Annotated in this window: 27 protein-coding genes; 7 read left to right on the forward strand and 20 right to left on the reverse strand. The window is 66.6% G+C overall.

All coding sequences use genetic code 11. The features are described from left to right. Nucleotides 1-611: 611 nt before the first annotated feature. Both JNO53_RS12605 and JNO53_RS12610 read left to right on the forward strand, forming a co-directional pair. A complete protein-coding gene (locus JNO53_RS12605; protein ID WP_238401904.1) occupies nt 612-1,886 on the forward strand; it encodes an ATP-dependent nuclease in 1,275 nt (424 codons plus the stop codon). 792 nt (nt 1,887-2,678) lie between these two features. Continuing rightward, a complete protein-coding gene (locus JNO53_RS12610) occupies nt 2,679-3,938 on the forward strand; it encodes a hypothetical protein (protein WP_203111813.1) in 1,260 nt (419 codons plus the stop codon). A 549-nt stretch (nt 3,939-4,487) separates the two neighbouring features. Here JNO53_RS12610 and JNO53_RS12615 read toward each other — a convergent pair. The 8 genes from JNO53_RS12615 to JNO53_RS12650 all read right to left on the reverse strand — a co-directional run bounded on the left by JNO53_RS12615 (nt 4,488) and on the right by JNO53_RS12650 (nt 12,475). Beyond that, on the reverse strand, nt 4,488-5,039 hold the full coding sequence (locus JNO53_RS12615) for a septal ring lytic transglycosylase RlpA family protein (protein WP_238401894.1): 552 nt from the start codon (nt 5,037-5,039) through the stop codon (nt 4,488-4,490). An 856-nt stretch (nt 5,040-5,895) separates the two neighbouring features. Continuing rightward, on the reverse strand, nt 5,896-7,119 hold the full coding sequence (locus JNO53_RS12620) for an argininosuccinate synthase (RefSeq protein ID WP_203111816.1): 1,224 nt from the start codon (nt 7,117-7,119) through the stop codon (nt 5,896-5,898). Nucleotides 7,120-7,203: 84 nt separating this feature from the next. After that, a complete protein-coding gene (locus tag JNO53_RS12625; protein WP_238401895.1) occupies nt 7,204-8,430 on the reverse strand; it encodes an SAM-dependent methyltransferase in 1,227 nt (408 codons plus the stop codon). 73 nt (nt 8,431-8,503) lie between these two features. Further along, nucleotides 8,504-9,805 carry an SAM-dependent methyltransferase gene (locus JNO53_RS12630; protein WP_203111818.1) on the reverse strand — a complete coding sequence of 434 codons (1,302 nt, stop codon included), beginning with the start codon at nt 9,803-9,805 and terminating at the stop codon, nt 8,504-8,506. Nucleotides 9,806-9,886: 81 nt separating this feature from the next. Further along, nucleotides 9,887-10,666, reverse strand: a complete 780-nt coding sequence (locus JNO53_RS12635; protein ID WP_203111821.1) for an SDR family oxidoreductase — start codon at nt 10,664-10,666, stop codon at nt 9,887-9,889. Nucleotides 10,667-10,775: 109 nt separating this feature from the next. Further along, nucleotides 10,776-11,192 carry a glycine zipper 2TM domain-containing protein gene (locus JNO53_RS12640; protein ID WP_203112080.1) on the reverse strand — a complete coding sequence of 139 codons (417 nt, stop codon included), beginning with the start codon at nt 11,190-11,192 and terminating at the stop codon, nt 10,776-10,778. Nucleotides 11,193-11,362: 170 nt separating this feature from the next. Continuing rightward, complete coding sequence (locus tag JNO53_RS12645) at nt 11,363-11,737, reverse strand: glycine zipper 2TM domain-containing protein (RefSeq protein WP_203111825.1); 375 nt, start codon at nt 11,735-11,737, stop codon at nt 11,363-11,365. A gap of 141 nt (nt 11,738-11,878) precedes the next feature. Beyond that, the gene (locus JNO53_RS12650) at nt 11,879-12,475 is read right to left on the reverse strand and encodes an FMN-dependent NADH-azoreductase (RefSeq protein ID WP_203111827.1); all 597 of its coding nucleotides are present in this window, start codon (nt 12,473-12,475) and stop codon (nt 11,879-11,881) included. A 102-nt stretch (nt 12,476-12,577) separates the two neighbouring features. On the opposite strand from JNO53_RS12650, the gene JNO53_RS12655 reads away from it, so the two are divergent. Next, a complete protein-coding gene (locus JNO53_RS12655) occupies nt 12,578-12,946 on the forward strand; it encodes a winged helix-turn-helix transcriptional regulator (protein ID WP_338015358.1) in 369 nt (122 codons plus the stop codon). 28 nt (nt 12,947-12,974) lie between these two features. Here the strand turns inward: JNO53_RS12655 and rlmN are convergent, their stop codons facing one another. Beyond that, on the reverse strand, nt 12,975-14,207 hold the full coding sequence (gene rlmN / locus JNO53_RS12660) for a 23S rRNA (adenine(2503)-C(2))-methyltransferase RlmN (protein WP_203111831.1): 1,233 nt from the start codon (nt 14,205-14,207) through the stop codon (nt 12,975-12,977). A gap of 272 nt (nt 14,208-14,479) precedes the next feature. Here rlmN and JNO53_RS12665 point away from each other — a divergent pair, with 272 nt between their 5' ends. Then, on the forward strand, nt 14,480-15,151 hold the full coding sequence (locus tag JNO53_RS12665) for an outer membrane protein (protein WP_203111832.1): 672 nt from the start codon (nt 14,480-14,482) through the stop codon (nt 15,149-15,151). Nucleotides 15,152-15,210: 59 nt separating this feature from the next. On the opposite strand, the gene JNO53_RS12670 is transcribed toward JNO53_RS12665, so the two are convergent. From JNO53_RS12670 to JNO53_RS12685, 4 genes are read right to left on the reverse strand one after another with little or no spacing between them, the layout of a single operon-like run. Beyond that, nucleotides 15,211-15,927 carry a 2OG-Fe(II) oxygenase gene (locus tag JNO53_RS12670; RefSeq protein WP_203111833.1) on the reverse strand — a complete coding sequence of 239 codons (717 nt, stop codon included), beginning with the start codon at nt 15,925-15,927 and terminating at the stop codon, nt 15,211-15,213. Next, nucleotides 15,924-16,445 (reverse strand): invasion associated locus B family protein, encoded by a 522-nt coding sequence (locus JNO53_RS12675; protein ID WP_203111834.1) that lies wholly within the window; start codon nt 16,443-16,445, stop codon nt 15,924-15,926. Before JNO53_RS12675 ends, JNO53_RS12670 begins: the two co-directional genes overlap by 4 nt. Before the next feature lie 44 nt (nt 16,446-16,489). Then, nucleotides 16,490-17,002, reverse strand: coding sequence for a transcription elongation factor GreB (gene greB / locus JNO53_RS12680; protein ID WP_203111836.1), 513 nt, complete (start codon nt 17,000-17,002; stop codon nt 16,490-16,492). A gap of 56 nt (nt 17,003-17,058) precedes the next feature. Next, complete coding sequence (locus JNO53_RS12685) at nt 17,059-19,032, reverse strand: lytic transglycosylase domain-containing protein (protein WP_203111838.1); 1,974 nt, start codon at nt 19,030-19,032, stop codon at nt 17,059-17,061. A gap of 92 nt (nt 19,033-19,124) precedes the next feature. Here JNO53_RS12685 and dapA point away from each other — a divergent pair, with 92 nt between their 5' ends. Beyond that, nucleotides 19,125-20,021, forward strand: a complete 897-nt coding sequence (gene dapA / locus JNO53_RS12690) for a 4-hydroxy-tetrahydrodipicolinate synthase (protein WP_203111846.1) — start codon at nt 19,125-19,127, stop codon at nt 20,019-20,021. 64 nt (nt 20,022-20,085) lie between these two features. Here the strand turns inward: dapA and JNO53_RS12695 are convergent, their stop codons facing one another. Both JNO53_RS12695 and JNO53_RS12700 read right to left on the reverse strand, forming a co-directional pair. Then, a complete protein-coding gene (locus tag JNO53_RS12695) occupies nt 20,086-20,559 on the reverse strand; it encodes a hypothetical protein (RefSeq protein ID WP_203111849.1) in 474 nt (157 codons plus the stop codon). Then, complete coding sequence (locus tag JNO53_RS12700) at nt 20,546-20,944, reverse strand: four-helix bundle copper-binding protein (protein WP_203111852.1); 399 nt, start codon at nt 20,942-20,944, stop codon at nt 20,546-20,548. The genes JNO53_RS12695 and JNO53_RS12700 overlap by 14 nt, the downstream gene beginning before the upstream one ends. A gap of 98 nt (nt 20,945-21,042) precedes the next feature. Between JNO53_RS12700 and JNO53_RS12705 the strand changes: the two genes are divergently transcribed. After that, entirely contained in the window at nt 21,043-22,443 is a 1,401-nt protein-coding gene (locus JNO53_RS12705; protein WP_203112083.1) for a DNA recombination protein RmuC, read from the forward strand. An 18-nt stretch (nt 22,444-22,461) separates the two neighbouring features. After that, nucleotides 22,462-23,178 (forward strand): hypothetical protein, encoded by a 717-nt coding sequence (locus tag JNO53_RS12710; protein WP_203111855.1) that lies wholly within the window; start codon nt 22,462-22,464, stop codon nt 23,176-23,178. Here JNO53_RS12710 and JNO53_RS12715 read toward each other — a convergent pair. The 5 genes from JNO53_RS12715 to rapZ all read right to left on the reverse strand — a co-directional run bounded on the left by JNO53_RS12715 (nt 23,153) and on the right by rapZ (nt 26,090). After that, on the reverse strand, nt 23,153-23,572 hold the full coding sequence (locus JNO53_RS12715) for an META domain-containing protein (RefSeq protein WP_203111857.1): 420 nt from the start codon (nt 23,570-23,572) through the stop codon (nt 23,153-23,155). The two genes, JNO53_RS12710 and JNO53_RS12715, sit on opposite strands and share 26 nt — an antisense overlap. 47 nt (nt 23,573-23,619) lie before the next feature. Next, nucleotides 23,620-24,429 carry a TrmH family RNA methyltransferase gene (locus JNO53_RS12720; RefSeq protein WP_203111859.1) on the reverse strand — a complete coding sequence of 270 codons (810 nt, stop codon included), beginning with the start codon at nt 24,427-24,429 and terminating at the stop codon, nt 23,620-23,622. Next, a complete protein-coding gene (locus JNO53_RS12725; protein ID WP_203111861.1) occupies nt 24,429-24,701 on the reverse strand; it encodes an HPr family phosphocarrier protein in 273 nt (90 codons plus the stop codon). The genes JNO53_RS12720 and JNO53_RS12725 overlap by 1 nt, the downstream gene beginning before the upstream one ends. Continuing rightward, nucleotides 24,701-25,114 (reverse strand): PTS sugar transporter subunit IIA, encoded by a 414-nt coding sequence (locus tag JNO53_RS12730; RefSeq protein ID WP_203111863.1) that lies wholly within the window; start codon nt 25,112-25,114, stop codon nt 24,701-24,703. Before JNO53_RS12730 ends, JNO53_RS12725 begins: the two co-directional genes overlap by 1 nt. A gap of 64 nt (nt 25,115-25,178) precedes the next feature. After that, the gene (rapZ, locus tag JNO53_RS12735; RefSeq protein ID WP_203111866.1) at nt 25,179-26,090 is read right to left on the reverse strand and encodes an RNase adapter RapZ; all 912 of its coding nucleotides are present in this window, start codon (nt 26,088-26,090) and stop codon (nt 25,179-25,181) included. Nucleotides 26,091-26,102 lie beyond the last annotated feature (12 nt).

The raw sequence follows: 26,102 nt of genomic DNA on the forward strand, positions 1-26,102 counted from the left end.
AAAGCAATGGCCTGCTCCGCTACGCCCTACGGGCTCCGCTGCGCAGCCCATTGCTTCAACCGCGCTCATGCGCAAAACAACCGCCCGGCTCTAATCCCAGCTGGAGGAAAGCTGGGGGTCACGTCAATAGCTTTGCACCTGATTATCGAACCCGCACGTTGCGGAAAGACTCCAGCAAGGGCGAGGCTCAGACTGCTAAGGAGCGACTACCTCGCCACCTTCTAGCTCGATTTACCGGAGAGATCGTGGTTGAGGCCACCGTTTCGGTAGATGAAGATGACAAAACCGCCATCAAACAGATGATTAAGGATGAGGCCGGCGCGAAGGAAATCAATGGGGAAATTCCTGACACCTTCACTTTGCGTCGTGCGGATGTATTCGATCGTGGTGATTACGTAAGGACTGACCGTAAATTTTCCTTCGATATTGAGCTAAAAAAGAAGGGCGATCGTAAGTTCAAACCATTGGATGTAGACGATGAAAAGTATGTATACTCGTCTTTATACGAATTTACACCAAGTATCGCTTACCACGATAGCTTTCTTTTTGACTTCCCTAAGAAGATATATCTCACCAATAGGCCAGGTGCTGGCGATTGGGTTTATCGCAAGATGTTTGAGGATGTTTTGGCTGCAGGGCGAATTCCTTACGAGCTGGATGATATTACCAAGCGTATACGAAGTGAAAAATACCAGAAGACATGGCTTGATGTATTAGCAGCGTGGGCTGAGAATGATGATAAACTCCGTGTCCAGCAAATTATCGATCAGGCGTCAGAAACAATAACGACTTCCGTATTTGGGAAATGGAATAAAATATTTAAGGAAGATGTGGGTGATAAAGAAATATCTGTCCAGTATGGTGTGGAGCAGGGGAGGCGCTTCGATAAAGAAATAAAATCATACGTCGAGTCTGAAGATCACGATATATATGTTTCGTTAGAAATAAAGGACGGTACTCGTCGGTTCCCTATTCAAGATCGCTCATTAGGGTTTCGCTGGTTCTTTGCATTTCTGCTGTTTACTCAATTTCGCACGAAGCGTGTAGATGACCACCCAGTACTTTTTCTGTTCGACGAACCTGCCGCTAACTTGCATTCCGCGGCTCAAGAGCGCTTGATTGAGAGTTTTCCGGAGATCGCAACCGGTAACAATATGCTAATTTATAGTACCCACTCTCACTATATGATTAGCCCAGATTGGCTTGAGCAGACGTTCATTGTTACCAATGCTGCGGACGCTCCAGACAAGGGCATTGTGGATGCTGCCGTGATCGAGGATGAGTTTTTGGACATCCGTGCGCAGTTGTACAGAAAATTTGCCAATGAACATCCTTCCGATACTAGTTATTTCCAACCAATCATCGACAGAATTGAGGTCGTCCCTAGTCGATTCGATGTGTCATTCCCGAGTATAATTGTTGAGGGAAAATCGGACTTTTACATACTCCGGTATGCTGCACTAATGCATGATTATACGTCGCTTCGATTACTACCTGGAACTGGATCTGGCACATTTGATGCGCTTATCGGGCTAGGCGCCACTTGGGGCACGAAGTTTCTTTTTCTGCTGGATAGCGACAATGCTGGCCTCAAGGAACGGGAGCGGTATGCGATCGATCGGGGTGCTAGGGTCGAGGCAATTTGCAGTCTGAGTGATTGTGAGAGCGATCTAATAGAGATCGAAGATCTTCTGGACGAGAGCGCAAAAGAAGAGATAAAGAAATTGCTGGGGGTTTCGAAATTAACGAAGAAGCTGATTATGCGATTCTTTCAGGAGAATCTTGCGAGGCGTTCCGTCGTAAATCTCGGGGCGGGTTTTAAAAGACGCTCGAAACGAGTGCTACAAGAACTTGAAGATCGTTTGGCGAGGCTGCCAGCGGATTGATTGTTCTGGTCCCCTCCCGCAAGCGGGAGGGGGGCCGCAGCGCACCCGCATCGCGCGAGTTGCGCTAACCACCTCGCCGCCGCGCCGCGCACCGCTCACTCCCGCCGCCCACCCGAATTGATTGGCCACCAGCCCCGAACTGCGCTATACCGCTCGCATCGCTGGCAAATTTGCCCTGGCAGCCGGCGTCGAGAGACTTGGATGAGCTCCCGCCACGAACCGGAGCACAACCATGTCCCCGATTTTCATTACAGCTTTTGTCGCCATCGCCGCGCTCTTCCTTGCGGGCGCGCTCGTGCTTGCCGAGTGGCTTGTCCGGCGTGGCCGCGGCGGGTCGGCGCGGGACGACGATTCCGCGCGGAGCTGACCGCGCCGTCCGGCCTCCGCGGGCGCGGCTGGCGCCGGCCCCGCAAAAACCATTTTCCTACATGGCCCTTTTCTGCATAAAGGCTTGGTTCTCTCTTTGTTCCATATGGAGGAGAACCGATGTCCGAGCAGACTTTCGACCGCTTTACGCTCCCCGGCGACATTCCCGATGAGCCCGGCTCCGCCCCCTCCCGCGCGCGGGAGGGGAGCGAGACTTGCCGCGACGCAGTCGCGGTTAGTCGCAGCGGGGTGGGTTTTGAGGGGCCGCCTGAGGACAGGCCCACCCCTAACCCCTCCCGTAAACGGGAGGGGGATGACCGCGTCCCCGTGCAGGACTGGCTCGCGCGCGGGCTCAGGCATCCGGCGGGGCGGGGGTGGGAGGTGGAGCCTGCCGCCAGCGTGAGTCCCCGCGCAGGCGGGGACCTCGTGCAATCTGGCGCTTCGCTCGATAGCCTGAGGCCCCCGCCTTCGCGGGGGCTCATTGAGGGTGAGGGCGCTCCGCTCTCCGACGCCGCGCTCGACGCCCGGCTTGCCGAATACGGCGTCGCGCTGCGGCCGCCGGCGGGGGACAAGCCGTGGCCCGGCGGGTGGCTGCCGGGCGATCCGCCGATCCTGATCGATACCGGCGACACCGGGGACGCGGCCGATCCCTATGCTGCCTCCCGCGTGTTCGACACCGAGCGGCGGGTGCGGTTTCTCGATGCGCTGGCGACCTGCGGCGAGGTGCGCGCGGCGGCGGCGCGGGTCGGGGTGAGCCGCGAGACGTGCTACCGCGCGCGGCGGCGCGATCCCGATTTCAAGCGGCTGTGGGATGCGGCGCTGGTCCACGCGCGCGCGCAGGCCGAGGCGGAGCTCGCCACCCGCGCGCTCCACGGGATCGAGGTGCCGGTCTTCGTGCGCGGCGAGCACGTCGCCACCTGGCGCCGGCACGACGCGCGGCTGCTCCTCGCGCACCTCGGCCGGCTCGACCGGCGGGTGGAGGACGACCATGCCGCCACGGCGCGCGCCGAGCGGTTCGACGAACTGCTCGCCGGGCTGGCCGGGCACGCGCCGCCCGCGGATCTGGCTGAGGATCTGGCCGGAGCGGCGCGAGAGCGCGATCCCGCCGATACGGCCGCGCAGGTGGGCCTGCCGCCGACGCGCGCGGAAATCCTCGCCCACGCCCGCGACCGCCTGCTCGACAAGTTCGCGCTCGAGGATTGGGACGCGTGGGACGCCGACGAGGGCGCGGCGGACGAGGATGAGGCCGGCGAGGGCGGCGCTGGCGAGGACGACGCGGACACGCTCGCCGCGGCTGAGGCAGAGGTCGCCGCGCGCTACGACGCCTGGCAGGCGCAAGGCATGGCCCGCCTCGACGCGATCCTCGCCGGAACGCAAGGCGGAGGCGACGCGAACGACGAGTCCCCGCGCAGGCGGGGACCGCAGGCCGCCGGCGCTCCACCCGAAGACGCTCCGGCCCCGGCCGACCGGGCGGCCCGAGACCCCCGCCTCCGCGGGGGATCGGAGGAGGTGGAAGAGGCATCGCAAGCCGCCCCCGAGTCCCCGCGCAGGCGGGGACCTCAGGCCGCCGGCGCTCCACCCGAGGACGCTCCCGCACCGGCCGACCAGGCGGCCCGAGACCCCCGCCTGCGCGGGGGATCGGAGGAGGTGGAAGAGGCATCAAGCCGCCCCCGAGTCCCCGCGTAGGCGGGGACCTCAGGCCATCGGCGCTCCGCCCGAAACCCCCTCCGCACCCGCCGCTCGTTCCATCCCCACGACCCGCCACGGCAAGCGGGCGAAGCGGCGCCAGGCCGCCAGGGCCCGCGCCGCCCGCCGCGCCGCAGCCGCCGCGCCTGCGGCCGGGCCCCCGCGCGAATACAAGTCGCTCGAACTCGGCCTCGCCCCGGCGGCGCGCGCGGGAGCCCTGGACCGTGTCGCAGGTGTCAACAGCGCGCGGCTGGCCGCGGCGGAGGCGGCGCGGTTCGTCCCGCGCCGGGGTGCGCCCGCCGCTGCCGTCGCAGGCCGCGCACGGCTTGCCGATTGCGGCGGGACCCGGCGGGGCAGGGGGGGATTGCAGCCGGGAGAGGCGGCGCGCGGCCTTCCCTCTCCCCCTCCCCCGGGCTCGCGCGCCGTCTCGCGTCCGTCAGGACAGCACGTCGACCGGAACGCCGGTACGTCGCGCGGCAGGGGCCTCGCCTCGGGCGGGGTCCCTGCTTGCAGCGGCGGCGATGGAGAGGGCGGCAGGCGCCAGGGCGATTATTCTTCGAACAGCTCGAGCTCGACCCGGCCGTGCCCGGCGCGAACCAGGCCGATCTCCTCCGCCGCGGCGCGGGAGAGGTCGATCGTGCGCTTGCCGGAGAACGGGCCGCGGTCGTTGATCCGCACCACGACCGACTTGCCGGTGCGCGGATTGGTCACGCGGACCTTGCTGCCGAAGGGCAGGGTGCGGTGCGCGGCGGTCAGGCCGTTCATGTCGAACCGCTCGCCGCTCGCCGTCGGGCGGCCGTGGAACCGGCGGCCGTAGTACGATGCGACCCCGCTGCCGAGCGAGCGCATAGCGGGTTCCTCCGGCGCGGCCGGCGGATCGATCGCGATCGCCTCGACCGCGCTCACGGTCGGCGCGATGCGGATCATCGCCGCGGTCGGCACGGCGTACTGCGCGGTGAGGGGGGTGGTGTCCTTGCCGGTCGGCGCGCCGGTATCGGCGAGCGCCGGACCGCCGGCAGGGGCGGTCAGCATCAGCGCCGCGCCGAGCCCGGCCAGTGCGCGCATCCGCCCGCGGCGGAGGTGGGCTTTGGTCCCGTCCATAGCGGTGGGGCTATACCTGCTGCGATCCCGCCCGGGCACCACCCCGGAGGCCGCTCGCCCCGATTCTCGTTCGATTCATCCCGCTTCGGGGAACGCAAGGCCGCCTTTTGGACCGCCCGGCCCGATGCGATCGGGCCGCTGCACCCGCCTCGCTGGACCCCTTCGGAAGCCGATTCGCAGGCCGGTTTTCGGGTCGCGGAGAGGGCGGAAAGGGACGCGGGAAATCGGAGCCCGGAATGCAAATGGGGCCGGCATCGCTGCCGACCCCACTCTCACCGATGCGTGGTCTTCCGTCCTGGCAGAGCCATTTGCGGAAGCGCTTGGCGCCGGTGTTTCAGCGGCTGCCCGGCGAACCGGACCTCTCGCTTCCGTCACCGGCGCTCGCGCCGGCATCCGGTTCCGTCGGGTGGCGAGTGCCGGTCCGAAGACCTTTCCTCAGCCGCTCGGCGGTTCCGCGACCGGTCGAACCATGTTGGCCGGTGATCTCGAACGGCTCTGCGCAGGCTCGCACCTTCGCAGTTCCTCGACCTCCGACCGGATCGTCCGGCCTCGCGACGGCGTTGCTTTCGCGTCCTTCTCAAGCGGTGCACTTGCATCCGGCCGAAACCTTCTGCAGGTGTTCCTCGAAGACCGCGCGGACAGTTTCCGTCACGTCGAAACGGTCTGGAAAGTTTCATGTTTTCAGGTCGCTAGACCGTCAAACTGGAAGCTTTCCGCGCCCTTTCGATGTCTTCAGACTGCGCCCGGGAAACGAGTCGGGCAAGTTTGCAAGCCCGCAGTTATCCACTTTCCGCAGATTTCGCTGTGGACACGAGTGGATAAGTCAACCGCTTATCGCAAAGTCAGCCGGGCCGAGTCAGCGGGCGTTCTTGTCCCGCTGCGCCAGCAGCCGCAGCCGCAGCGCGTTGAGCCGGATGAAGCCCTGCGCGTCCTTCTGGTCGTAGGCCCCGGCATCGTCCTCGAACGTGACGTGCGCCTCGGAGTAGAGCGAGTTCGGCGACTTGCGCCCGACCACGCTGGCCAGCCCCTTGTAGAGTTTGAGCCGCACGGTCCCGCTGACCTTCTCCTGGCTCAGATCGATCGCCGCCTGCAGCATCTCGCGCTCGGGGCTGAACCAGAAGCCGTTGTAGATCAGCTCGGCATACTTCGGCATCAGCTCGTCCTTGAGATGCGCCGCGCCGCGGTCCAGCGTGATCTGCTCGATCCCGCGATGGGCCCGGGCGTAGATCTCGCCGCCGGGGGTCTCGTACATCCCGCGGCTCTTCATGCCGACGAAGCGGTTCTCGACCAGATCGAGCCGGCCGATGCCATGCTTGCGGCCGAGATCGTTGAGCGCGGCGAGCAGGGCCGCGGGGCTCATCGCCTCGCCGTTCAGCGCGACGCCGTCGCCCTTCTCGAAGTCGATCGTGATGTATTCGGGCGTGTCCGGCGCATCCTCCGGGTGATCGGTGCGCGAGTAGACGTAGTCGGGCGTCTCCTCCCACGGATCTTCCAGCACTTTGCCTTCGGACGAGGTGTGGAGGAGGTTGGCGTCGGTCGAGAACGGGCTCTCGCCGCGCTTGTCCTTCGGCACTGCGATCTGATGCGCTTCGGCCCAGGCGATCAGCGCGGTACGCGAGCCGAGATCCCACTCGCGCCACGGTGCGATGACCTTGATGTCGGGATCGAGCGCGTAGGCCGACAGCTCGAAGCGGACCTGATCGTTGCCCTTGCCGGTCGCGCCGTGCGCGATCGCATCGGCGTTTGTCTCGCGGGCGATCTCGATCAGCCGCTTGGAGATCAGCGGCCGCGCGATCGAGGTGCCGAGCAGGTAGTCCCCTTCGTAGCGGGCGTTGGCGCGCATCATCGGGAAGACGAAGTCGCGCACGAACTCCTCGCGCAGGTCCTCGATGAAGATGTGCTTGTCGGGAATGCCCATCGCCCGGGCCTTGGCGCGCGCGGGCTCGATCTCCTCGCCCTGGCCGAGATCGGCGGTGAAGGTGACGACCTCCAGCCCGCGCTCGACCTCCAGCCACTTGGCGATGACGCTGGTATCGAGACCGCCCGAGTAGGCGAGAACGACACGCTTGATATCCGACATTCGATGCAACTCCGTGATTCCGGCGGGCCGGTATCAGGCAGCGCCCCGCGCGGCAACGGAGAAGCGGTTGGGAGCGGCGGAGCGCTACTTGCCGGCAGCGCCGAGGCCCGCCTCCACCTCGCCCATGTAGTCGCGGGTGAGAGGCACGGCGTAGCGGTTGCGGGTGAACTGGATCTGGTAGTTGCACATGCCGCCGCTCTCGAACGCGGCGGTCGCCCCGGCGAGATAGAAGGTCCACATCCGGTAGAACCGCGGGTCGAACAGCGCCTCGATCCCGGCGCGGTTCGCCTCGCAATTGGCGTACCACGCGCGCAGGGTCCTGGCGTAGTGCAGCCGGAGCATCTCGATGTCGGAGGCGATAAGCCGGACTTTCTCGCTCGCCGCGACCGTTTCGCTGAGCGCCGGGATGTAGCCGCCGGGGAAGATGTACTTGCGGGTGAAGGCATCGGTCATGCCGGGGCCGCCCATCCGGCCGATGGTGTGGAGGAGCATGACCCCGTCGCCTGCCAGCAGCCCGGCGCAGGCGCGGAAGAAGGTTTCGAACTGGGGCCGTCCGACATGTTCGAACATGCCGACCGAGACGATCCGGTCGAACCGGTCGCCCCGCACCGCGAGGTCGCGATAGTCGATCAGCTCGAACTCGACCCGGTCGGCCACGCCCGCTTCCTCGGCGCGCTGGCGGGCGAGGGCGATCTGCTCCTCGCTCAGCGTGATCCCCCTGACCCGCACGTCGAAATGGCGCGCGAGGTAGATCGCCATGCCGCCCCAGCCGCAGCCGATGTCGAGCACGCGTTGCCCGGCTTCGAGCAGGAGCTTGGCGGCGATGTGCGCGAGCTTGGCTTCCTGCGCTTCGGCGAGGGTCATGTCCTCGCGGGGCCAGTAGGCGCAGCTATACTGCATGTGCTCGGCATCGAGCATCATCCGGTAGAGCTCGTTCCCGATGTCGTAGTGATGCGCGACGTTGCGCTTCGCCGAGCGCGCCTGATTGATCGATTCCGCGGTGAACCCGAGGCGATTCTTCAGGCGGCGCATGGCGCTCGGCGGATGAAGGCGCGCACCCGCTTCCCACGGGGCGTTCATGCGGATCAACTCGACGAGCTGCATCACGTCGCCCGTCTCGATCACGAGCCGCCCGTCCATGAACGTCTCGGCCGCCCCCAGGCTGGGATCGAGCAGGATGTCGCGCGCGACCCTATCGTCCGCCAGGCGAACCGCGACGTTCGGATAGCCCGGAGCGGGCTCGCCGAACTCGGCGCGCCTGCCGTCGGCGTGCACCACGGTCAGCCGACCGGAGCGTACCGTGCGGCCCATGATTTTGTCGAAGAGCGAAGCTGCGTTCATCGTCATGACCAGTGTGGTGGTGGACCGGATTACAAAGTGCGCGTTACTCCGCCGCCTCCCGCAGCGCTGGATCGAAGCGCCAGCCCGGCACTTCGCCCCGCTCGCGCAGGCGCGCGCTTTCCTCGTACATGTAGTCTCGCGTCATCGGGATGGCTGCACGGTCCTTCACGTACTGGACCTGCCAGTTGACCAGAGTACCGTTATGGAAGCTCTGCTCGGCGCCGGCGAGGTAGAACAGCCACATGCGATAGAAGGTCTCGTCGTACATCGCGGTGATTTCCTCGCGGTGCATCACGGTGCGGTTGTACCATTCCTCCAGCGTGTGGCTGTAGTGGAAACGCATCGCCTCCACATCCATCACCTGCCAGCCCGCCTTCTCGCTCTCGGTCACGAGTTCGGAGAGGGCGGGGATGTAGCCGCCGGGGAAGATGTACTTGCGCGTCCAGGCGTCGGTGAACCCCGGCGGGCCTGCGCGGCCGCAGCAGTGGCTGAACATGACCCCGTCGGGCTTGAGCAGCGCGTGCGTGTGGCGGAAGAATTGCGGGTAGTGGATCGTACCGACATGCTCGAGCAGGCCGACGCTGGTGATGCGGTCGAACTGCCCTTCGACGTCGCGGTAGTCCATCAGCGCGAACTTGACCTTGTCGGCCACGCCCTCCGCCTCGGCGCGCTCCTGACAGAAGGCGATCTGGTCGGGTGCGAGAGCGACGCCGAGCACTTCCACGCCGTACATCTTGTGCAGGTAGAGCGCGAGGCCGCCCCAGCCGCAGCCGATGTCGAGCACGCGCATGCCCTCGCACTTGCCCTGCTGCAGGTGGAGCTTGGCGGCGATGTGCGCCTTCTTGTCCATCTGCGCCTGCTCGAGGCTGTTCGAAGGGTCGCGGTAGTACGCCATGGTGTACTGCCGGTCCTCGTCGAGGAAGCGTTCGTAGAGTTCGCGGGTGAGGTTGTAGGTATGCTCGGCGTTCCTGCGCGCCTTGCCCTTGAGGTTGACCCCATCGAGCTTCGCGATCGCCTTCTGCGCGGCGCGGCGGAGGAGGCCCTGCGACTGGATCGCCTTGTCGCCGATGGACTTGGTGTTCTCGGTGACGAACAGGATCATGTCGCGGATGTCGTGCGGCGGCTGCACGACCAGCCAGCCCCACATGAAGGCCTCGCCCGCGCCGAGCTGCGGGTAGCGGGCGATGTGCGCGGCGGCCTTGGGGTGGGTCAGGGTGATGTGGATGGGACCCTTCGCATCGGAAGCCGGGTCCGGACCGTACTCGTAGATCTTGCCGTCGTGGTCGGTGACGATCAGCCTGCCGCGCTTGATCGCCGATTTCAGGAACTTGTCGAGCAGCCACATGCCTAGCGCATCTCCCATTGCGTACGGGGTGAGCTTCGCCCGAGCGCTTGCATGCTGTCAACGTTGCTGGGCTCGGCCCGGCTAAAGTCCTGCGCCCTCCCGGGCGAGATAGATCACGTCGCGCGGCTGGGCGAGGAGGTGCTGCCCGCTGTCGACGTAGAGGGTCTCGCCGCTGGCGAGCCATCCTTCGGCAAGCCAGAGGCAGGCATCGGCGATCTCGTCCGCACCGGTCTTGCGCCCGAGCAGGTTGAGCCGGTGCGAGACTTCGGTCTCGGCCTCGCTCTGGTCGTGGCTCGCGAGGATCGCGCCGGGGGCGAGGGCGTAGACGCGGTCGGCGGTCTCTGCCGCTCCCATCGCGAGCATCCGCACGGCCGCCGCCGCAGCGTGCTTGCTCATCGTATAGCTGAAGAAGTCGGGATTGGGATTGGCGAGCTTCTGGTCGGTCACCTGGATCACCCGCCGCCCGCCGCGCGCCGCGGCCCGGGCGAGGAAGGCCTGCGCCATGCGCACCGGCGTCACTGCGTTGACCTGCATGGCGGCGGCGCAGGTCGGAGGATCGAGCGCGCGGGCGCCGTCGAGCAGGAAGGTGGAGGCGGAGTTCACCAGAACGCGCCAGTCGGGCAGACGCGCGGCGAGCTGTTCGACCATCGCCACCGCGGCGTCGCCGTCGGCCAGGTCGCACCGGATCGCTTCGGCCGAGGGAAGGGCGGCGGCAAGCGCCTCCGCCTCGTCCGCCGAACGGCCGTAATGGATCACGACGTGCCAGCCCGCCTCGCCGAAACGGCGCGCGATGGCGGCACCGATGCGTCTGGCCCCGCCGGTGACGAGGACTGCGGGGCGGTCTTGCGTGCCTTCGTTCATCGCGCCCACTCAAGCACAGGGGCGCCGCCGCGCAAAGGAAAAGGCGCGCCGTCCGGTGGACGACGCGCCTTCCTGCCGGGCCCTGCTCGCATTCAGGCCCGACTGGAGATCAGCGGCACTTGAGGCTGCCGCGGTCGATCTCGCGGCCGACGACAGCGCCCAGCGCGCCGCCCAGGATCGCGCCCAGCGTGCGGTCGCCGTCGCCGGCGATCTCGTGGCCGGCAAGCGCACCGACACCGGCGCCGATCACCAGACCGGTCGTGCCGTTGTCGCGCTTGCAGTAGTAGCGGCCGTCGCGGCCACGCCACATGCTGGAGCCGCGCGTGATGCGGCGCGGTTCGCGATAACGGCCGCGGCGGTCATAACGATCGCCATCGCGCCAGCGGCGGTCGCGGTCGTAGGATGCCGAGACGTCGGTATGGGCTGCGACGGTCGTATGCGTCGGCGCCGGAAGCTCGAGCGCCATGGACGGCGCGGCGGTTGCCGAAAGGACTACTGCGGCAGCGGCGAAAAGGGTCTTCTTCATCATTGTTCTATCTCCTTTCGGATGCGGGATTCCGGGTTCGGCCGCCGTCTCGTTTCTCGACCCACAACGCCGGATGAACAAATGTCATCTTCGGGCAGGTTGCGGCGAAACGTGCGGCGGGAAGGGACGAGCCGCCAGTTAGACGGGCTCGCCCGCTTCCCGATGAGCGCCTAGCGGCACTGCAGGCTGCCGCGGTCGATCTCGCGGCCGATGATCGCGCCGACGGCGCCGCCGAGAACGGCGCCGAGCGTACGATCGCCGCGGCCGGCGAGCTCGTGGCCGGCCAGCGCCCCCACACCCGCGCCGATCACGAGACCGGTCGTGCCGTTGTCGCGGCGACAGTAGTAACGGCCGTCGTCGCCGCGCCACATGCGCGAGTTGCGCGTGATGCGCCGCGGCTCGTAGTACCGGCCGTCACGATCGTAGATGCCCGAATCCTTGTAACGCTTGCCGTGCGCCGGGGCCCACGGCGGCGGGTCGGCCATCGCGGGGGTGGCAGTCACCGCCATGGAGGCGGCGGCGATAGCGAACAGTGTCTTCTTCATCTTTCGACTCCCTACTGGGCTTGCACAGCCATTACGGCTCAACTTGTTCATCGATCCCCAACCCCAGATGAACGAGTTTGCACCCGAGGGAGCGGTCCGACAGAGCGGTGCAGGACTGCGGCAAGCCGTTGCAGGGGACCCTCAGAGCTGCCCGATCCGTTCTCTCGCGTCGGCGATCGCCTGATCGCGAACTTCGGGGCCGAAGCCCGTCTTTTCCGCGCGGACGAACTCGAGGTCGGAGAGGCCGATGAAGCCGAAGAAGTCGCGCAGCAGCGTTTCCTGATGCTCGGCCGCGCCGCCCAGCTCGTAGGCGCCGCCACGCGAGGAGGCGATGATCACCCGCCGGCCACCGGCCAGCCCCTGCGGCGCGCCGTCTTTGTACGTGAAGGTCACGCCGGGAACGCCGAGCCGGTCCAGCCATGCCTTGAGCTGGCTGGGAATGGTGAAGTTGTACATCGGTGCGCCGACGATCACGATGTCGGAGGCCAGGAATTCGTCGAGCACTGCGCGCTCGGCGGGGAAGGCGGCAGCCATCGCCTCGTCGTGGCTGTCCTGCGGCAGGCGGATCGCGCCGGTCGCGGCCGAATCGATATGCGGCAGCGGAGCGGTGACGAGGTCGCGCTCGATCAGCGTCGCTTCCGGGTGCTTGGCGGTCAGGTGATCGGTGATGGCCTGTGTGAGAATACGGCTGACCGAATTCGCACCGGTGGTTGCGCTGTCGATACGGAGAATCTGCATGGGCTTTGCTTTCCTTGGTTACGGATGATAACTAGGGGCCATATGGAAACTATCTCTGCACCCGCGCAAGAAGGCACATTTCTGTCCGATAGGCACATCGATGTGACCGAGGCCGACCATTCGCCCGTCCGCTGCCAGGCGGTGAACGACATCCTCGCGCGCGTGGGCGACAAGTGGTCGATGCAGGTGATCATGAGCCTCTCGGCCGGCCCGATGCGCTTCAACGAACTGCGCCGCGCGATCGACGGCATCTCGCAGCGAATGCTGACGCGCACGCTCCGCGCCCTGGAACGCGATGGACTGGTGGACCGGGAGGTGACGCCCAGCGTGCCGCCGCGCGTGGACTATTCGCTCACCATGCTCGGCCGCTCGCTGCGCGAACCCGTCGCCGCGCTCGGCACCTGGGCGATGGAGAACCGCCCGCACATCGATTCTGCGCGGGCGCGGTTCGACTCGCTGGAGGAGGACTAGTCCGGCCGGCTAGCGCGTCGCTGGCGGGTCACGCCAATGCGGCAGCTTCGCGGTCGCGTTCTGCGCGGCTCTTCTTTTGCGCGGCGGTTCGGAGCTGGCCGCAGGCCGCGTCGATGTCGCGCCCGCGCGGGGTGCGTACGGGCGCGCTGATGCCGTGTTCGAAGACGATTTCGGAGAAGCGCCGCACCCGCTCGGGCGTCGAGCATTCGTAGGGCGCGCCGGGCCAGGGGTTGAACGGGATCAGGTTGACCTTCGCCGGCAGCTTGTACTGCTTGATCAGGCGGACCAGTTCGCGCGCATGCTCGTCGGTGTCGTTCTTGTCCTTCAGCATCACGTATTCGAACGTGATCCGGCGTGCGTTCGACGCGCCGGGGTAGGCCGCGCAGGCGGCGAGCAGTTCCTCGATGCCGTACTTCTTGTTGAGCGGCACGATCTCGTCGCGGATCTCCTTGGTCACCGCATGGAGCGAGACCGCGAGGTTGACCCCGATCTCCTCCCCGCAGCGTTCCATCATCGGCACGACCCCGCTGGTCGAGAGCGTGATCCGCCGCTTCGACAGCGCCAGTCCGTCGCCGTCCATGACGAGGCGGAGCGCGTCACGCACGTTGTCGAAGTTGTAGAGCGGCTCGCCCATGCCCATCATCACGATGTTCGTCAGCAGGCGGCCGTCGGCCGTGTATTCCGCCTCGTCGGCGTCCTCGCCAACGTCCATCCGGCCGCGCGGCCATTCGCCCAGTGCATCGCGTGCGAGCATGACCTGGCCGACGATCTCGCCCGGCGTCAGGTTGCGCACCAGCTTCATCGTTCCGGTGTGGCAGAAGCGGCAGTTGAGCGTGCAGCCCACCTGGCTCGAAACGCACAGCGTGCCGCGGTCCGCATCGGGGATGAAGACCATCTCAAACTCGTGCCCGTCGGCGGTCCGCAGCAGCCACTTGCGCGTGCCGTCGCTGGAGTGCTGCGCTTCCACCACGTCGGGGCGCCCGATGACGAAGCGTTCCGCAAGCCAGGGGCGCATCGTCTTGGCGATGTCGGTCATCGCTTCGAAATCGGTTGCGCCGCGGTGATAGAGCCAGTGGAACACCTGCTTCGCGCGCAGCTTCGCCTGCTTGGCGTCGAGGCCCGCTTCGGCGAACAGCTCCGCAATCCGTCCCTTGGGCAGACCGAGCAGATCCACACGACCATCGGCGCGCGGCGTGATGTCGCGCGCGACGGGGACCGGATCGACTTGTCCGGGGATGGGCATGAGTGCGGTATCGGCCATGGCCGCGCGCATATAGGGTGGCGCGCCCGCCAAGGCAAAGGCTCTCCGCCCGGCGAGGCGGATGCGGCCTATTTTATAGCCTCACCCGGGCGCGCCCACATCGTTCCGACGCTTCGTCGATGAAATCCTGCGGCTCGTCCCCGGATATGTGGCTGGAAAACCACACAAATGTTGTTGTGTGAGGTTCATGAAACCGGTTCGTGGGCACCGCCGTTGGGGTGGTCCAGGCAGGAGGCCGCAGGGCCGAGCGCCGGATAACCTACGGAGTAGTTATGAAAAAGACGATAGCACTCATCGCCACCGGGTCCTTGGTGGCCCTAGCCACACCCGCGATGGCGCAATCGACCGAGGATTCGCCGTTCCACGGCCCGCGTGCGGGTGTTCTGGTCGGTTACGACCAGACAGGCGCCGGCAGCAGCGTGGACGACGACGCCAACGAGGACAACAACGACCAGTCGATCGAAGGCGTCGGCTATGGTGTGGAAGTCGGCTACGACCTCGACACCGGCGGTGCCGTAATTGGTATCGAGGGCGAGTACATGGACTCGACCGCCGACACCGAATTCGAGAACGGTGATTTCGAAGGCTTCGGGCTCGGCAATATCGAGGCGAACCGCGACCTCTATGTCGGCCTGCGCGCCGGTGTGAAGGCCACGCCCAATACGCTGGTCTATGCCAAGGGCGGTTACACCAACGCCAAGTTCGACGTTCTTTCGAACGACGGCACGACCGAGTTCAGCAACGACATCGACACCGACGGCTACCGTATCGGCGGGGGCGTCGAATACGCGATGGGCAACGGCGTGTATCTGAAGGGCGAGTATCGCTACTCGAACTATTCGGAAGCCGAAATCGACATGGAAGACACGCTGCCCGACAGCGAACGCTTCGACGTCGACCTCGACCGTCACCAGGTCATGGCGTCGGTCGGCTACCGCTTCTGAGCGGCGGCATTGCACCGATAAGGAGGGAAGGGCGGGGCTTCGGCTCCGCCCTTTTCATATCAGCCGCGGCGGATCCATCCGGTAATCGAGTAGCGGGGCGCCGGCGCGAACGGCGCGACGATGGAGACGCTGTGCGACTGGGGGACGCGGAAGAGATTGAGGACATTGAAACCCGGGACCATGGCGCCGGTCACCTCGCCCGCGGCATCGTGGAACTGCAGCAGTCCTCCCCATTCGGGCGCCCATTCCGGGCTCAGGTTGAGGACGTAGGCGGCGACCCTGTTCTTGCCTTCGACATCGTCGTCGTGACGCGTCAGGAAATGCCCCGGCAGGTAGCGTGTGGCCTGACCGTCGACCAACCCCACGTCCGGGTCGCCCGTCAGTTCCCGCCACATCTCGAGCGCAGGCGCGGTGTTCATTGCCTCCAGCAGTCGATCCACGGGGAATCCGCGCTCCGAGCGCTCCGACGATTGCTCCGAGACTCGCACGGTCTCGTAGACGTACTGAAAGCCCTTTCGGGCTCCTTCATGGATCGCCTGTTCGAGCTGACTCGCCTGCTCGGGGGTGAGCACTTCGATCGATTCCGGACCGAGATCCCAGGTTCGCTCGCCCTGGTTGAAGGTCCTCCACCAGGGGGCGGCCTGCAGAAAGGCGTGCAGCGCCTCCGCCGCGCCGTGCTGGAGGAAGTCGGGTATTCGGATGCGGCCGTTCCGGGCGAAAGCATGTGCCGCCTCGGCGATCTGCCCGGGCGAGGGAGCGGGATGAAAGTCGGTCATGAGGTTACTCGCGCGCAGCCGACGGTGGCGGCGTCGATCGCGGTGGCGGCGCCGGTGAGGTCGTATCGATCGGAGAAGCGTCGTCCTCGCGAATCGCGGGCGGTAACCGTCATCCGCCCGGCCGCGCGCATCGCGGCCACGATCGCCGCGTCCATCGCCTTGTCGCGGGCCCAGGCGTCGCCGCCGCCCCCGGTCAGTTCGAAACGCCTGTCGCCGACCGTGAGCGTGATCGCCGCGTCCTCTGCGAGCTTACGCGAGAGGCGCAAGTGGACTTGTCCGCGCACGTTCCTACGCGGCCAGGTGCCGACGCTGGCGAAGGCGCGGTAGTCGCCCTCCCGGTCGCTCTCGAAAGGCTGGGCGATGGCATAGCAGCGCGGCACCCCCGGGTCGCGGAAGGCGCCCCAGTTCGAGAATACGCCAAGGCTGTCGCGCGCGGAGAGCGGTGCGGCGAGGGCGAGGGCCGCTATTGCCGCAAAACAGAGGCGTCGCCCCTGCGACGGCTGGCGCTGCGCCGTCATCGGAAGCTTTGCCAGCAAGGCATATTGCGCTCCACGCAGGCCATCTAGGCCCCTGCCGCCGCAGGGATGACGGGCGCGGGATAGACGATCGCGACGACTTCCCATTCCTTCTCCCCGCCCGGCAGACGGACCGTGCGCAGGTCGCCGACCGCCGCGCCGCGCAAGGCGCGCGCGAGCGGGCTGGACCAGCCAATGCGCCCCGCGCTCGCATCCTGCTCGTCATCGCCCACGAGAGTGACGGTCTTCCGCGCATTGTCTTCGTCCGCGAGCGTCACCGTCGCGCCGAAGAAGGCGCGGCTGCGGTCGGGCTGATCCGCCGGGTCGACCACCCGGGCGGCCTTCATGCGCCGGGCGAGGTGCGCCAGTTCACGGTCGATCTCGCGCATGCGCTTGCGTCCGTAGAGATAGTCGCCGTTCTCGCTCCGGTCGCCGTTGCCGGCTGCCCAGCTCACGATCTCGACGATCTCCGGCCGTTCGGTGCCGAGCAGATGATCGTACCGCGCCTTGAGCGCGGCGAGGCCTGCCGGCGTGATCGGGTTGGTCGGGGCGCTGCTCACCGGACGCCCTTAACAAGATTCCTCGCCCCGGCAAAAGCCGTGATGACGGAGCTGGTTCAGCCCGGCGTGGACTTGCCGAGGAACTGGCTGATCCCCTTGGGCTGGCCGTAGCGGACCCGGTCGGGATACATCGCCTCGTAGACCACCGCATTTTCGAGCACCCGCTGAACGTAGTTCTTGGTCTCGAAGTACGGGATCTCCTCGATCCAGCGCAGCCAGTCGACCGCCCCGGTGCGCGGATCGCCGTTCTGGCGCAGCCACTTGTTCACGTTGCCGGGCCCGGCATTGTAAGCCGCGACCGCAAGCGGGTAGCTGCCGCCGTAGTTGTCCATCATCCGCGCGAAGTAGGCATTGCCGAGGCGCACATTGTAGTGCGGATCGCTCGTGAGATTGCCGTAGTTGTAGCTCATGCCGAGCTTGCCCGCCTGTTCGCGCGCGGTTCCCGGCATCAACTGCATCAGGCCGCGGGCGCCGGCATGACTGATCCGATCCTGGTCGAACTCGCTTTCCTGCCGCGCGATGGCGTGGACGATGGTGAAGTCGGTGCCCGTCGGCTGGGACACGGTGGGGAAACCGATCCGCTCGAACCCGGAAATGTTCTTCTCGGGCGCAGTGCGGCCGATCACCACGGCGAGTTCGGGCAGGCGCAGTTCCTGCGCGAGCTCGGCCACGAGCTGCATCTCGGCCGCGTCGTCTGCGGATTCGGCCAGTGCGGTGAAGAAGTAGCGCTCGGTGCGCCAGTCGCCGCCTCCCCGCGCGAGCTCGCGCACCGCGAGCGCCAGGGGATTCGAACGGAACGCAGCGCGCTGGTCCGCGGTCGGCTGCGCCGGTGTGGCCGCGCCGAAGGTCGGCTTCGGCCGCCCAAGGCGTTCCAGCGCGAGCAAGCCATAGTAATACTCAGGGTACTGCGCGGCCATTTCCCAGTAGCGCCGCGCCTCGCCGGCATTCCCCGCGCGATCGGACGCGAGGCCCGCCCAGTAGAAACCCTTGGAGCGCGTCTGCGGCGTCCGCGCGGCCGCACCGTAGCGGTAGAACAGCGGTGCGGCGGCATTGCCGTCGCCGAGGCTCCACAGCGCCTTGGTGCCGCCGAGCCACATCAGCGAGGTGTAGTCGTCGCGCAGGCGGTAGCTCATGCCGGAGATATCGGCGCCCGGCGCGAAGAGATCGTCGACCTTGGATGCGATCTGCACCGCCGGCCGCGCACCCGCGCCCTTCGCGATGCGCAGCGCCTCGGTCACGTAGTCCTGCGCGTCGAACGGCAGCGCGGCGAAGGCCGGGCGGTTGGCGAGCAGGTCGATCGCCTGGGGAAGCTGGCCGCTTGAGCGGTAGTAGCGCGCGAGCGTGTAGACGTAGCCGGGGTCGGTCCGCGCGTTGCTCGGGGTCGGCAGCCCGGCGGTGACCGGGTTCTGGCCCTGGAGGAGGGACAGTCGTGCCATCGCCATCGGGCGGTAGCCGGGCGAAATATTGTTCATGTGGCGCGCCGCCGCGTCGGCCTTGCCCTGCCACAGCAGCGCCGCCATGCGCGCGTCGTGATCCTCCACGGTAAAGCGCGACCCGAACAGGCCGAGCATATAGGCTTCCGCCGGCGTGCTGATGTCGCCGCCGCGCCAGGCCGCGCGTGCGACCTCGAACGCCTCGGGCCGCTGCAGCCCCGCCAGCGCGAGAGCGTAGCGGGCGCGCGCCGGATTGCTCAGCGGCGGGTTGCGGTCGAAATAGGCGACGAGCTGCTCGGGCGTCGGCGCGTCGCGCTCCAGCGCGCCTTCGGCCCTTGCGCGGATGACGTCCATGCGCGGGAATTCGGGGAAGGCGAGGGCGAGGCCCGCATAGGCCGCGAACCCCATGTGGTCGTTCGAGGTCAGGAACTTCCATCGTTCGACCGCCTGCCCGATCTGCGAGGGCACCGTCGCGGTCAGCGAATGGCGCGCGCTCTCCACCGCATCCTGCTGGGCGACCAGCGGGACCGAAGCGGTGAGAACAGTGGTGGCAAGGAGGGCGAGACCGTACAAGGGAATCCGTGTCATGCTGGACATCGTGGCCCCCGGCTCCTTATCAGGCGCTGAATGAAGATTTCCATCGTGCGGGATACTGCCTCGCGCCGTGGGCAGACACAAGGATAGTGGCAATGTTTTCCGGCTCGATTCCGGCCCTGGTGACTCCTTTTCGCGACGGAACGTTCGACGAGGCGGCTTTCCGCCGTCTGGTCGACTGGCAGATCGAGAGCGGCAGCAAGGCGCTGGTCCCCTGCGGCACGACGGGCGAGGCGTCGACGCTTTCGAACGCCGAGCACCACCGGGTGATCGAAATCTGCATCGAACAGGCCGCCGGGCGGGTGCCGGTGATCGCCGGGTGCGGCAGCAACGACACGCGTAACGCGCTGTTGCACATGAACTTCTCGAGAAAGGCCGGCGCAGCCGCGGGGCTCTGCGTCGCGCCTTACTACAACCGGCCTGGCCAGGCTGGAATCATCGCACACTTCAGCTATCTCGCCGAGCATTCGGACCTGCCGATCGTGCTCTACAACGTGCCGGGCCGCACGGTGACCGATATCGAGCCGGAGACGGTCTGCGAACTCGCCAAGCGCTATCCGGACCGCATCGTCGCGATCAAGGACGCGAGCGGCGATCTCAGCCGGGTGACCGATCACCGGATGGGGATCGGCAAGGACTTCTGTCAGCTATCCGGCGACGACGAACTCGCGCTGCCCGCCAACGCCGCGGGTTCGGTCGGTTGCATCTCCGTCACCGCGAACGTGGCTCCCGCGCTCTGCGCCGAGTTCCAGCAGGCCTGCGCCGACAATGACCTCGTCCGCGCGCGCGAACTCAACGATCTGCTCTATCCGCTGCACTACGCGATGTTCGAGGACGCGAGCCCCGCGCCGGTCAAGTACGCGCTCAGCCGCGTGCACGACTGGATTCTGCCGGGCGTGCGCCTGCCGCTGGTCGAGTGCTCCGAGCATGCGAAGAAGGCCGTCGACGCGGCGCTGGAGCATGCCGGCCTTTTGGAGGGGGTGGGCGCCTAGCCCCACGACGGAGGGTTAACCCCTTTCTCGTACTGCCGCGATCACCGGCGGATGGTCGGATTCCTCATCCGGGCTCGCAAGGAATGAGGCCCGTCTCCGGCAGGCTGGTCGCCCCTTCCACGAGCATGGCGCCGGCCGATTCGGCGAAGCGCAGGGTGATGTTGTTGTCCTCTTCCTCGCCCTCGATCGTGCAGACCGCGTCGACCGCATAGCCGCCAGGCGATTTCTCGATCTGCATGAACTCGCACGAGATGTCCTCCGGTGCCGTCAGGCGATTGCTGGTGAACGTCCAGGCTTCATTGCGGCATTGATCGACGCTTTCGGCCCAGCGTCCGATGTAGCGGAACGTGGCATCGGACGGGGGCAGTGCGGCGGCCTGTCTGGCTCCTTCTTCGTCAGCCTCGGGCTGCGTCGCTGGACTCTCCTCAGTAGCGGGAGATGCGGCTTGCGCGGCCGTCTTATCGTCTGCGGCCGGCGAACAGGCGGCGAGCACCGCAGCCATCGCCAGGATCGCCGCTCGCCCGTCACGCATGGGCATTCATCACCTCCAGCGCCTTGCGGCAATCGTCGGCGCATTCGCGGCACATCGTCGCGCAGCGGCGGCAGTGGGCATGATCGTGCTTCTCGCACTCGGCTGCGCAGACTTCGCACGCTTCGATACAGGTCTGCAGCATCGACTTGATCACCGCGACATTACCCGATGTGCGCCGGGTCGCCACGCGGTAGGTCGCCTCGCAGATGTCCGAACAATCGCTGCACAGACGGATGCAGCGGCGCATGTCGGCATCCTCGGCACTGCAGGCATCGGCGCAGGAGTTGCAGATAGCCGCGCAGTACACTGCGTGCTTGACCGCTTCGGCCAGCGCCTCGTTGAAATCCGCACCCACCTGCGGGTGCTCCGAAATCATCTCCTTGATCGACATGGAATGCCTCCTTCGCTGGCTTAGCGAGCGAAGGCGGGGGATAGTTCCGGGCGGGTCTTTCGCGCCGCCGCCGTTCCGTCTATGTTCCCGCGATGGATATGACTGCAATGATCGCTGCCCTGCTTGCACTCGTCTTCGGCGCCGGACTGGGCTGGTTCTTCGGCTCGCGCCCCGCAGCCGACTGGAAAGCGCGCCATGGCGAGCGCGATGCGGAGGCGAAGGAACTCGCGGGGAAGCTCTCGCGCATGGCGCCCGAACTGGCGGCGATGAGCGAGCGGGCGGCGCGGGCCGACGACCTCGCGGCAAGGCTCGATGCTGCGCGGGAGGATCTGACCGCGCTGAGGGCGCAAGCGGCCGGGTTCGAGGAGCAGAAGCGGCTGCTCGAGGAATCGCGGGCAAACCTGCTCAAGGAATTCGAGAACACCGGCGCCAAGGTCCTCGGCGCCGCGCAGGAGCGGTTTCTCGAGCGGGCCGCGGAACGGCTCGGTCATTCGGAGAAGGCGTCGGAGGAGAAGATCAAGGCCCTGCTCCAACCGGTCGGCGATCGGCTCAGGAAGTACGAGGAGCAGGTCGCCACGCTGGAGGAGAAGCGGACGGACGCCTTTGCGCGGCTTCACCAGCAGATCACGGAGATGCAGCGCGGGCAGGAGGAAGTGCGGCGCGAGGCGCAGCGGCTCGGCAACTCGCTTACCAATGCGCCCAAGGCGCGCGGGCGCTGGGGCGAGCGGGCGCTGCAGAACGTGCTCGAACAATGCGGCCTCAGCCAGCACACCGATTTCATCCTCGAGCATTCGATGGAGACCGACGAGGGCCGCTTGCGGCCGGACGCGATCGTGCGGGTTCCGGGACAGAAGAAGCTGGTGATCGACGCCAAGGTTTCGCTCAACGCCTATCAGGCCGCGTTCGAGGCCGACGACGACGAGGAACGCCGACGTCATCTCGATCTCCACGCCCGGTCCATGCGGGGGCACGTGCAGACGCTCGGGGCGAAGAGCTACCAGAGCCAGTTCGACGAGGCGCCCGACTACGTGGTCATGTTCGTGCCCGGCGAGCATTTCGTCGCCGCCGCGCTCGAACACGATCCGGAGCTGTGGGACTTCGCCTTCGAGAAGCGCGTGCTGCTGGCGACGCCGACCAACCTGGTTGCGATCGCGCGCACCGTGGCGCAGGTCTGGCGGCAGGACACGATCGCGCGCGAGGCGATCGAGATCGGCAAGGCGGGCGCGGAACTGTACGACCGGCTCGCGATCGCCGCCGAGCACATGAAGCGGGTCGGCGGCGGGCTCGAAACTGCGGTCAACAATTACAACAAGTTCGTCGGCAGCTTCGAGCGCAACGTGCTTTCTTCGGGCAGACGCCTGAAGGACAAGGGGATCGAGATCGGCAAGCGGGAAATCGACGAAGTGCCGCTCGTCGAAAGCGCGCCACGCTATACCGCGGAAGATTCGGACGCTACGGAAGAGCCTGCGTTGCCCTCAGTGGGCGGCGATAACGAATAACCGAAGAGGACTCTGCCGATGCGCCCGACGATCTGCCTTGCCATCACGCTCTCGCTCGCGCTCGCCGCGTGCGGAGAAGGCAAGGCGCCGTCGGAGAAGTTGAAGGACGCAGCCGAGGGGCTGGTCGAGGAAGCAGCGGGCAAGATGCCGCCCAAGCTCGCCGAAGGTCCCTATGCGCCGCGCGATGAATGCGCGGGGCTGCCGGGTGCCGATGCGTTCCGCCAGCAACTCGCGCAGGCCGTAGAGGCGAGGGACGCCGAGGCGCTGATCGCGCTCGCGGCGCCCGACGTGAAGCTCGACTTCGGCGGGGGCGCGGGGTCGGCGCAGTTGCGCGCCCAACTGGATGGCGAGAACCCGACGCTGTGGGACGAGCTCGACTCGCTGCTGGCGCTGGGCTGCGCGGCGGAAGGGCAGAGCGGCATCACGTTGCCGTGGTACTTCGCCCAGGAGATCGACGCGGTCGATCCGATGGCGGGCATGATGGTGACCGGAGAGAACGTGCCGCTGCGGATGGCGCCGGAGGCCGAAGCGGAGACGTTGGAGGAAGTGTCGTGGGACGTGGTCGAACTGGTCGACGGCTTGCAGCCCGAGGCACCGTTCCAGCACGTCGCGACGGTGAAGGGCAAGCGCGGCTACATCGCCACCAGTGAACTGCGCAGCCTGATCGACTACCGGCTGCTCGCGTCGAGCCGCGACGGCAAATGGAGCATCACGAGCCTGGTGGCGGGGGACTGAGCCGCGCCAGTTCGGCGCTATGGCCGCTCGAACGCAGGATCAGCCGGTTATCGTCTCTCCATTCGAGCGTAGGCGCGGCGACCAGCAACGCCGCGATCGCCTGTTCCTGCTCCCAAACGTCGCCCTGACAGAACATCCTGGTGCCGGCGAGCGGCCCCGCGATCAGCCGCCCTTCCTCGACCCGCCACTTGCCGGCCATCGTATTGCAGCCGACGCTCGCGGAAATGTTCTCCTCGCCGAACGAGAGCCGGGCGCCTTCGGCGCGGGCCGGTTCGTAGTCGTCAATCTTGATGAAGCTCCATTCGCTTTCGGAGAGCCGTTCGGGCGCGGCCGGGCGGGCCACGCAGCCCGCGCACAGCACAGCAAGCGAAAGGGAGAGGGCGATTCTCGTCATCGGCCACCGACCTAGGGCGGCCTGGCTGAGTGGCCGGTGAATGAATATTAGTCGAAAGCCGCCAAAACCTCGTAAGCGAGCACCGCACCCGCGACGGCCGCGTTGAGGCTGTCGGCGCGGCCGCGCATCGGCATCGTCACGCGCAGATCGCATGCGGCCTCGTACTCCTCCGGCAGGCCGCGCGATTCGTTGCCGACCAGAATGAAGCACGGCTGCGCATAGGGCGCGCCGCGATAAGGCACCGCATCGCGCAGGCTTGCGGCGACGAGTTGTCCGTCCCCGTCGCGGAGCCACGGCAGAAATTCCTCCCAGCGCGCCTGTGCGATCCGCTGGGTGAAGACCGCACCCATGCTGGCGCGCACCGCCTCGACGCTGAACGGGTCCGCGCAGTCGTCGATCAGGATCAGCCCGCCCGCACCGACCGCGTCGCCGGTGCGCAGCATCGTGCCGAGATTCCCCGGGTCACGCAGCGCCTGCGCCACCAGCCAGATCGGCGCAGCGGTCCGATCGAGTGCGGCGAGTGAGGTGTCGAATTCGGCAAACACGCCGGCGATCGCCTGGGGGTTCGCCTTGCCGGTGATCTTGGCGAGGATATCGGGCGAGGTCTCGATGATCGCGCCGCCCGCATCGGCCACTGCGCCTTCCAGCGCATCGGCGAGCGGATGCGGGTCGCGCCCCTCCGCCATCACCAGCAACTCGGGCAGGATTCCGGATTCGCGCGCATTGGTCAGCAGGCGCAGCCCTTCGGCGAGGAACCGCCGCTCGCGCCGCCGATGCTTCTTGTCGCGCAGGGACCGCAGGAACTTGACGGTCGGATTGGAAAATCCGGTAATCCGCTGCCGGGGAATGGCCGCCATCAATCCTCGCCGAAACCGTCGCGCACGAGCACGTAGAGTTCGTCGAGCACCCCGTCGGCACCGGGCCCTTCGACGACGATCTCGACCGTGTCGCCCTTTGCCGCGCCGAGCATCATCAGCCCCAGGATCGAACCGCCCGCGGCCTCGTAGCCGTCCTTCGCCACGCGCACGTCGACCCCTGCGGGAAGCTCGCTGACGATATTGACGAACTTGGCGCTCGCCCGGGCGTGAAGCCCGCGGGAATTGACGATGTTAACTTCGCGCCGCGGCATCAGCACGCTTTCGCGTGCTGGCCGAGCAGCTCGGAAGCGACGGTAATGTAAGTCCGCCCGGCATCGCGCGCGGCGCGCACCGCCTCCGCCACACCGTGCGACTTGCGCACGCCGGCGAGGCGGATCAGCATCGGGAGGTTGATCCCGGCGACAACCTCGACCTTGCCGGCCTCGAGCAGCGAGATCGCGAGGTTCGACGGTGTGCCGCCGAATAGATCGGTCAGCACCGCCACACCGCTGCCGTCGTCGACGTCCTTGATCGCCTGGGCGATTTCCTTGCGCCGCTGCTCCATGTCGTCGTTGGGGCCGATGCAGACGGTGGCGATCGCCTCCTGCGGGCCGACGACATGCTCCATCGCACGGACGAACTCTTCGGCCAGGCGGCCGTGGGTGACCAGGATGACGCCGATCATGCGAAAGGACTTTGTCCGGAATGTCGGGGGTGGGGCATGCGAACCATGGCCAAAGGGCGTTGTCTCATTGCGGGCCTTCGATCTCGTCGGCCGCGCGCGATCCCAGATTGCGATGGATGATCGTGGGCGAAAATCCCGCATCGCGCAAGGCCTGTGCGAACCTCTCGGCGGTGTAGACGGACCGGTGCCGCCCGCCGGTGCAGCCGAAAGCGATGTTGACGTAGCTCTTTCCCTGCGCCGCGTAGCGCGGGAGAAGCTTGAGCACGAGTTCGCGAATCTGCTCCAGAACCGGCCCGTAGCTCTCGTCGCGCTCGATGTGCTCACCCACGGCGGCATCCAGACCGGTCTGTTCGCGCAGGCCCGGCACCCAGTGCGGATTGTCGAGAAAGCGCATGTCGAACACGAGATCGGCCAGGGGCGGGGTGCCGCGCGCGAAGCCGAAGCTGGAGACGATCACCGCCATCTCACGCGGGGCGCTGCCCGCAAAATGCGCGCGAATGGCCTGCTGCAGATCGTTGCTCGAGAAGTCGGAAGTGTCGACCACCGCGTCCGCCCAGCGGCGCAGCGGTTCGAGCAATTCGCGTTCCGCCTGTATCCCGATGCGCACCGGTCGGCCGTCCGCCATCGGGTGCCGGCGGCGGGTCTCGTTGTAGCGGCGCTCGAGTTCGCTGCTGTTACAATCGAGGAACAGGGTCGTGACGACGAGGTCGCGGCGTGCGGCGAGCTCCTTCACCTTGGCCATGATCTCGTTCGGCACGAAGCCGCGCGTGCGCGAATCGAAGCCGATCGCCAGCGGCGGGCGCGGTCCGTCGTGCTGTGGGCCACCGATCAGGCGGCCGAGCAGGCGAATCGGAAAGTTGTCGATCGCTTCCCACCCCAGATCCTCGAGAACGCGCAGGGCGGTCGTCTTGCCCGCACCGGAAAGTCCGGTGACGAGCAGGATGTGCTGGCGGTCGTCTGGCGAATCGTTGGCCATGGAGACGATGTG

Origin of the sequence: Altererythrobacter sp. C41 (assembly GCF_016803135.1) — a bacterium.
Classification (GTDB): domain Bacteria; phylum Pseudomonadota; class Alphaproteobacteria; order Sphingomonadales; family Sphingomonadaceae; genus Pelagerythrobacter.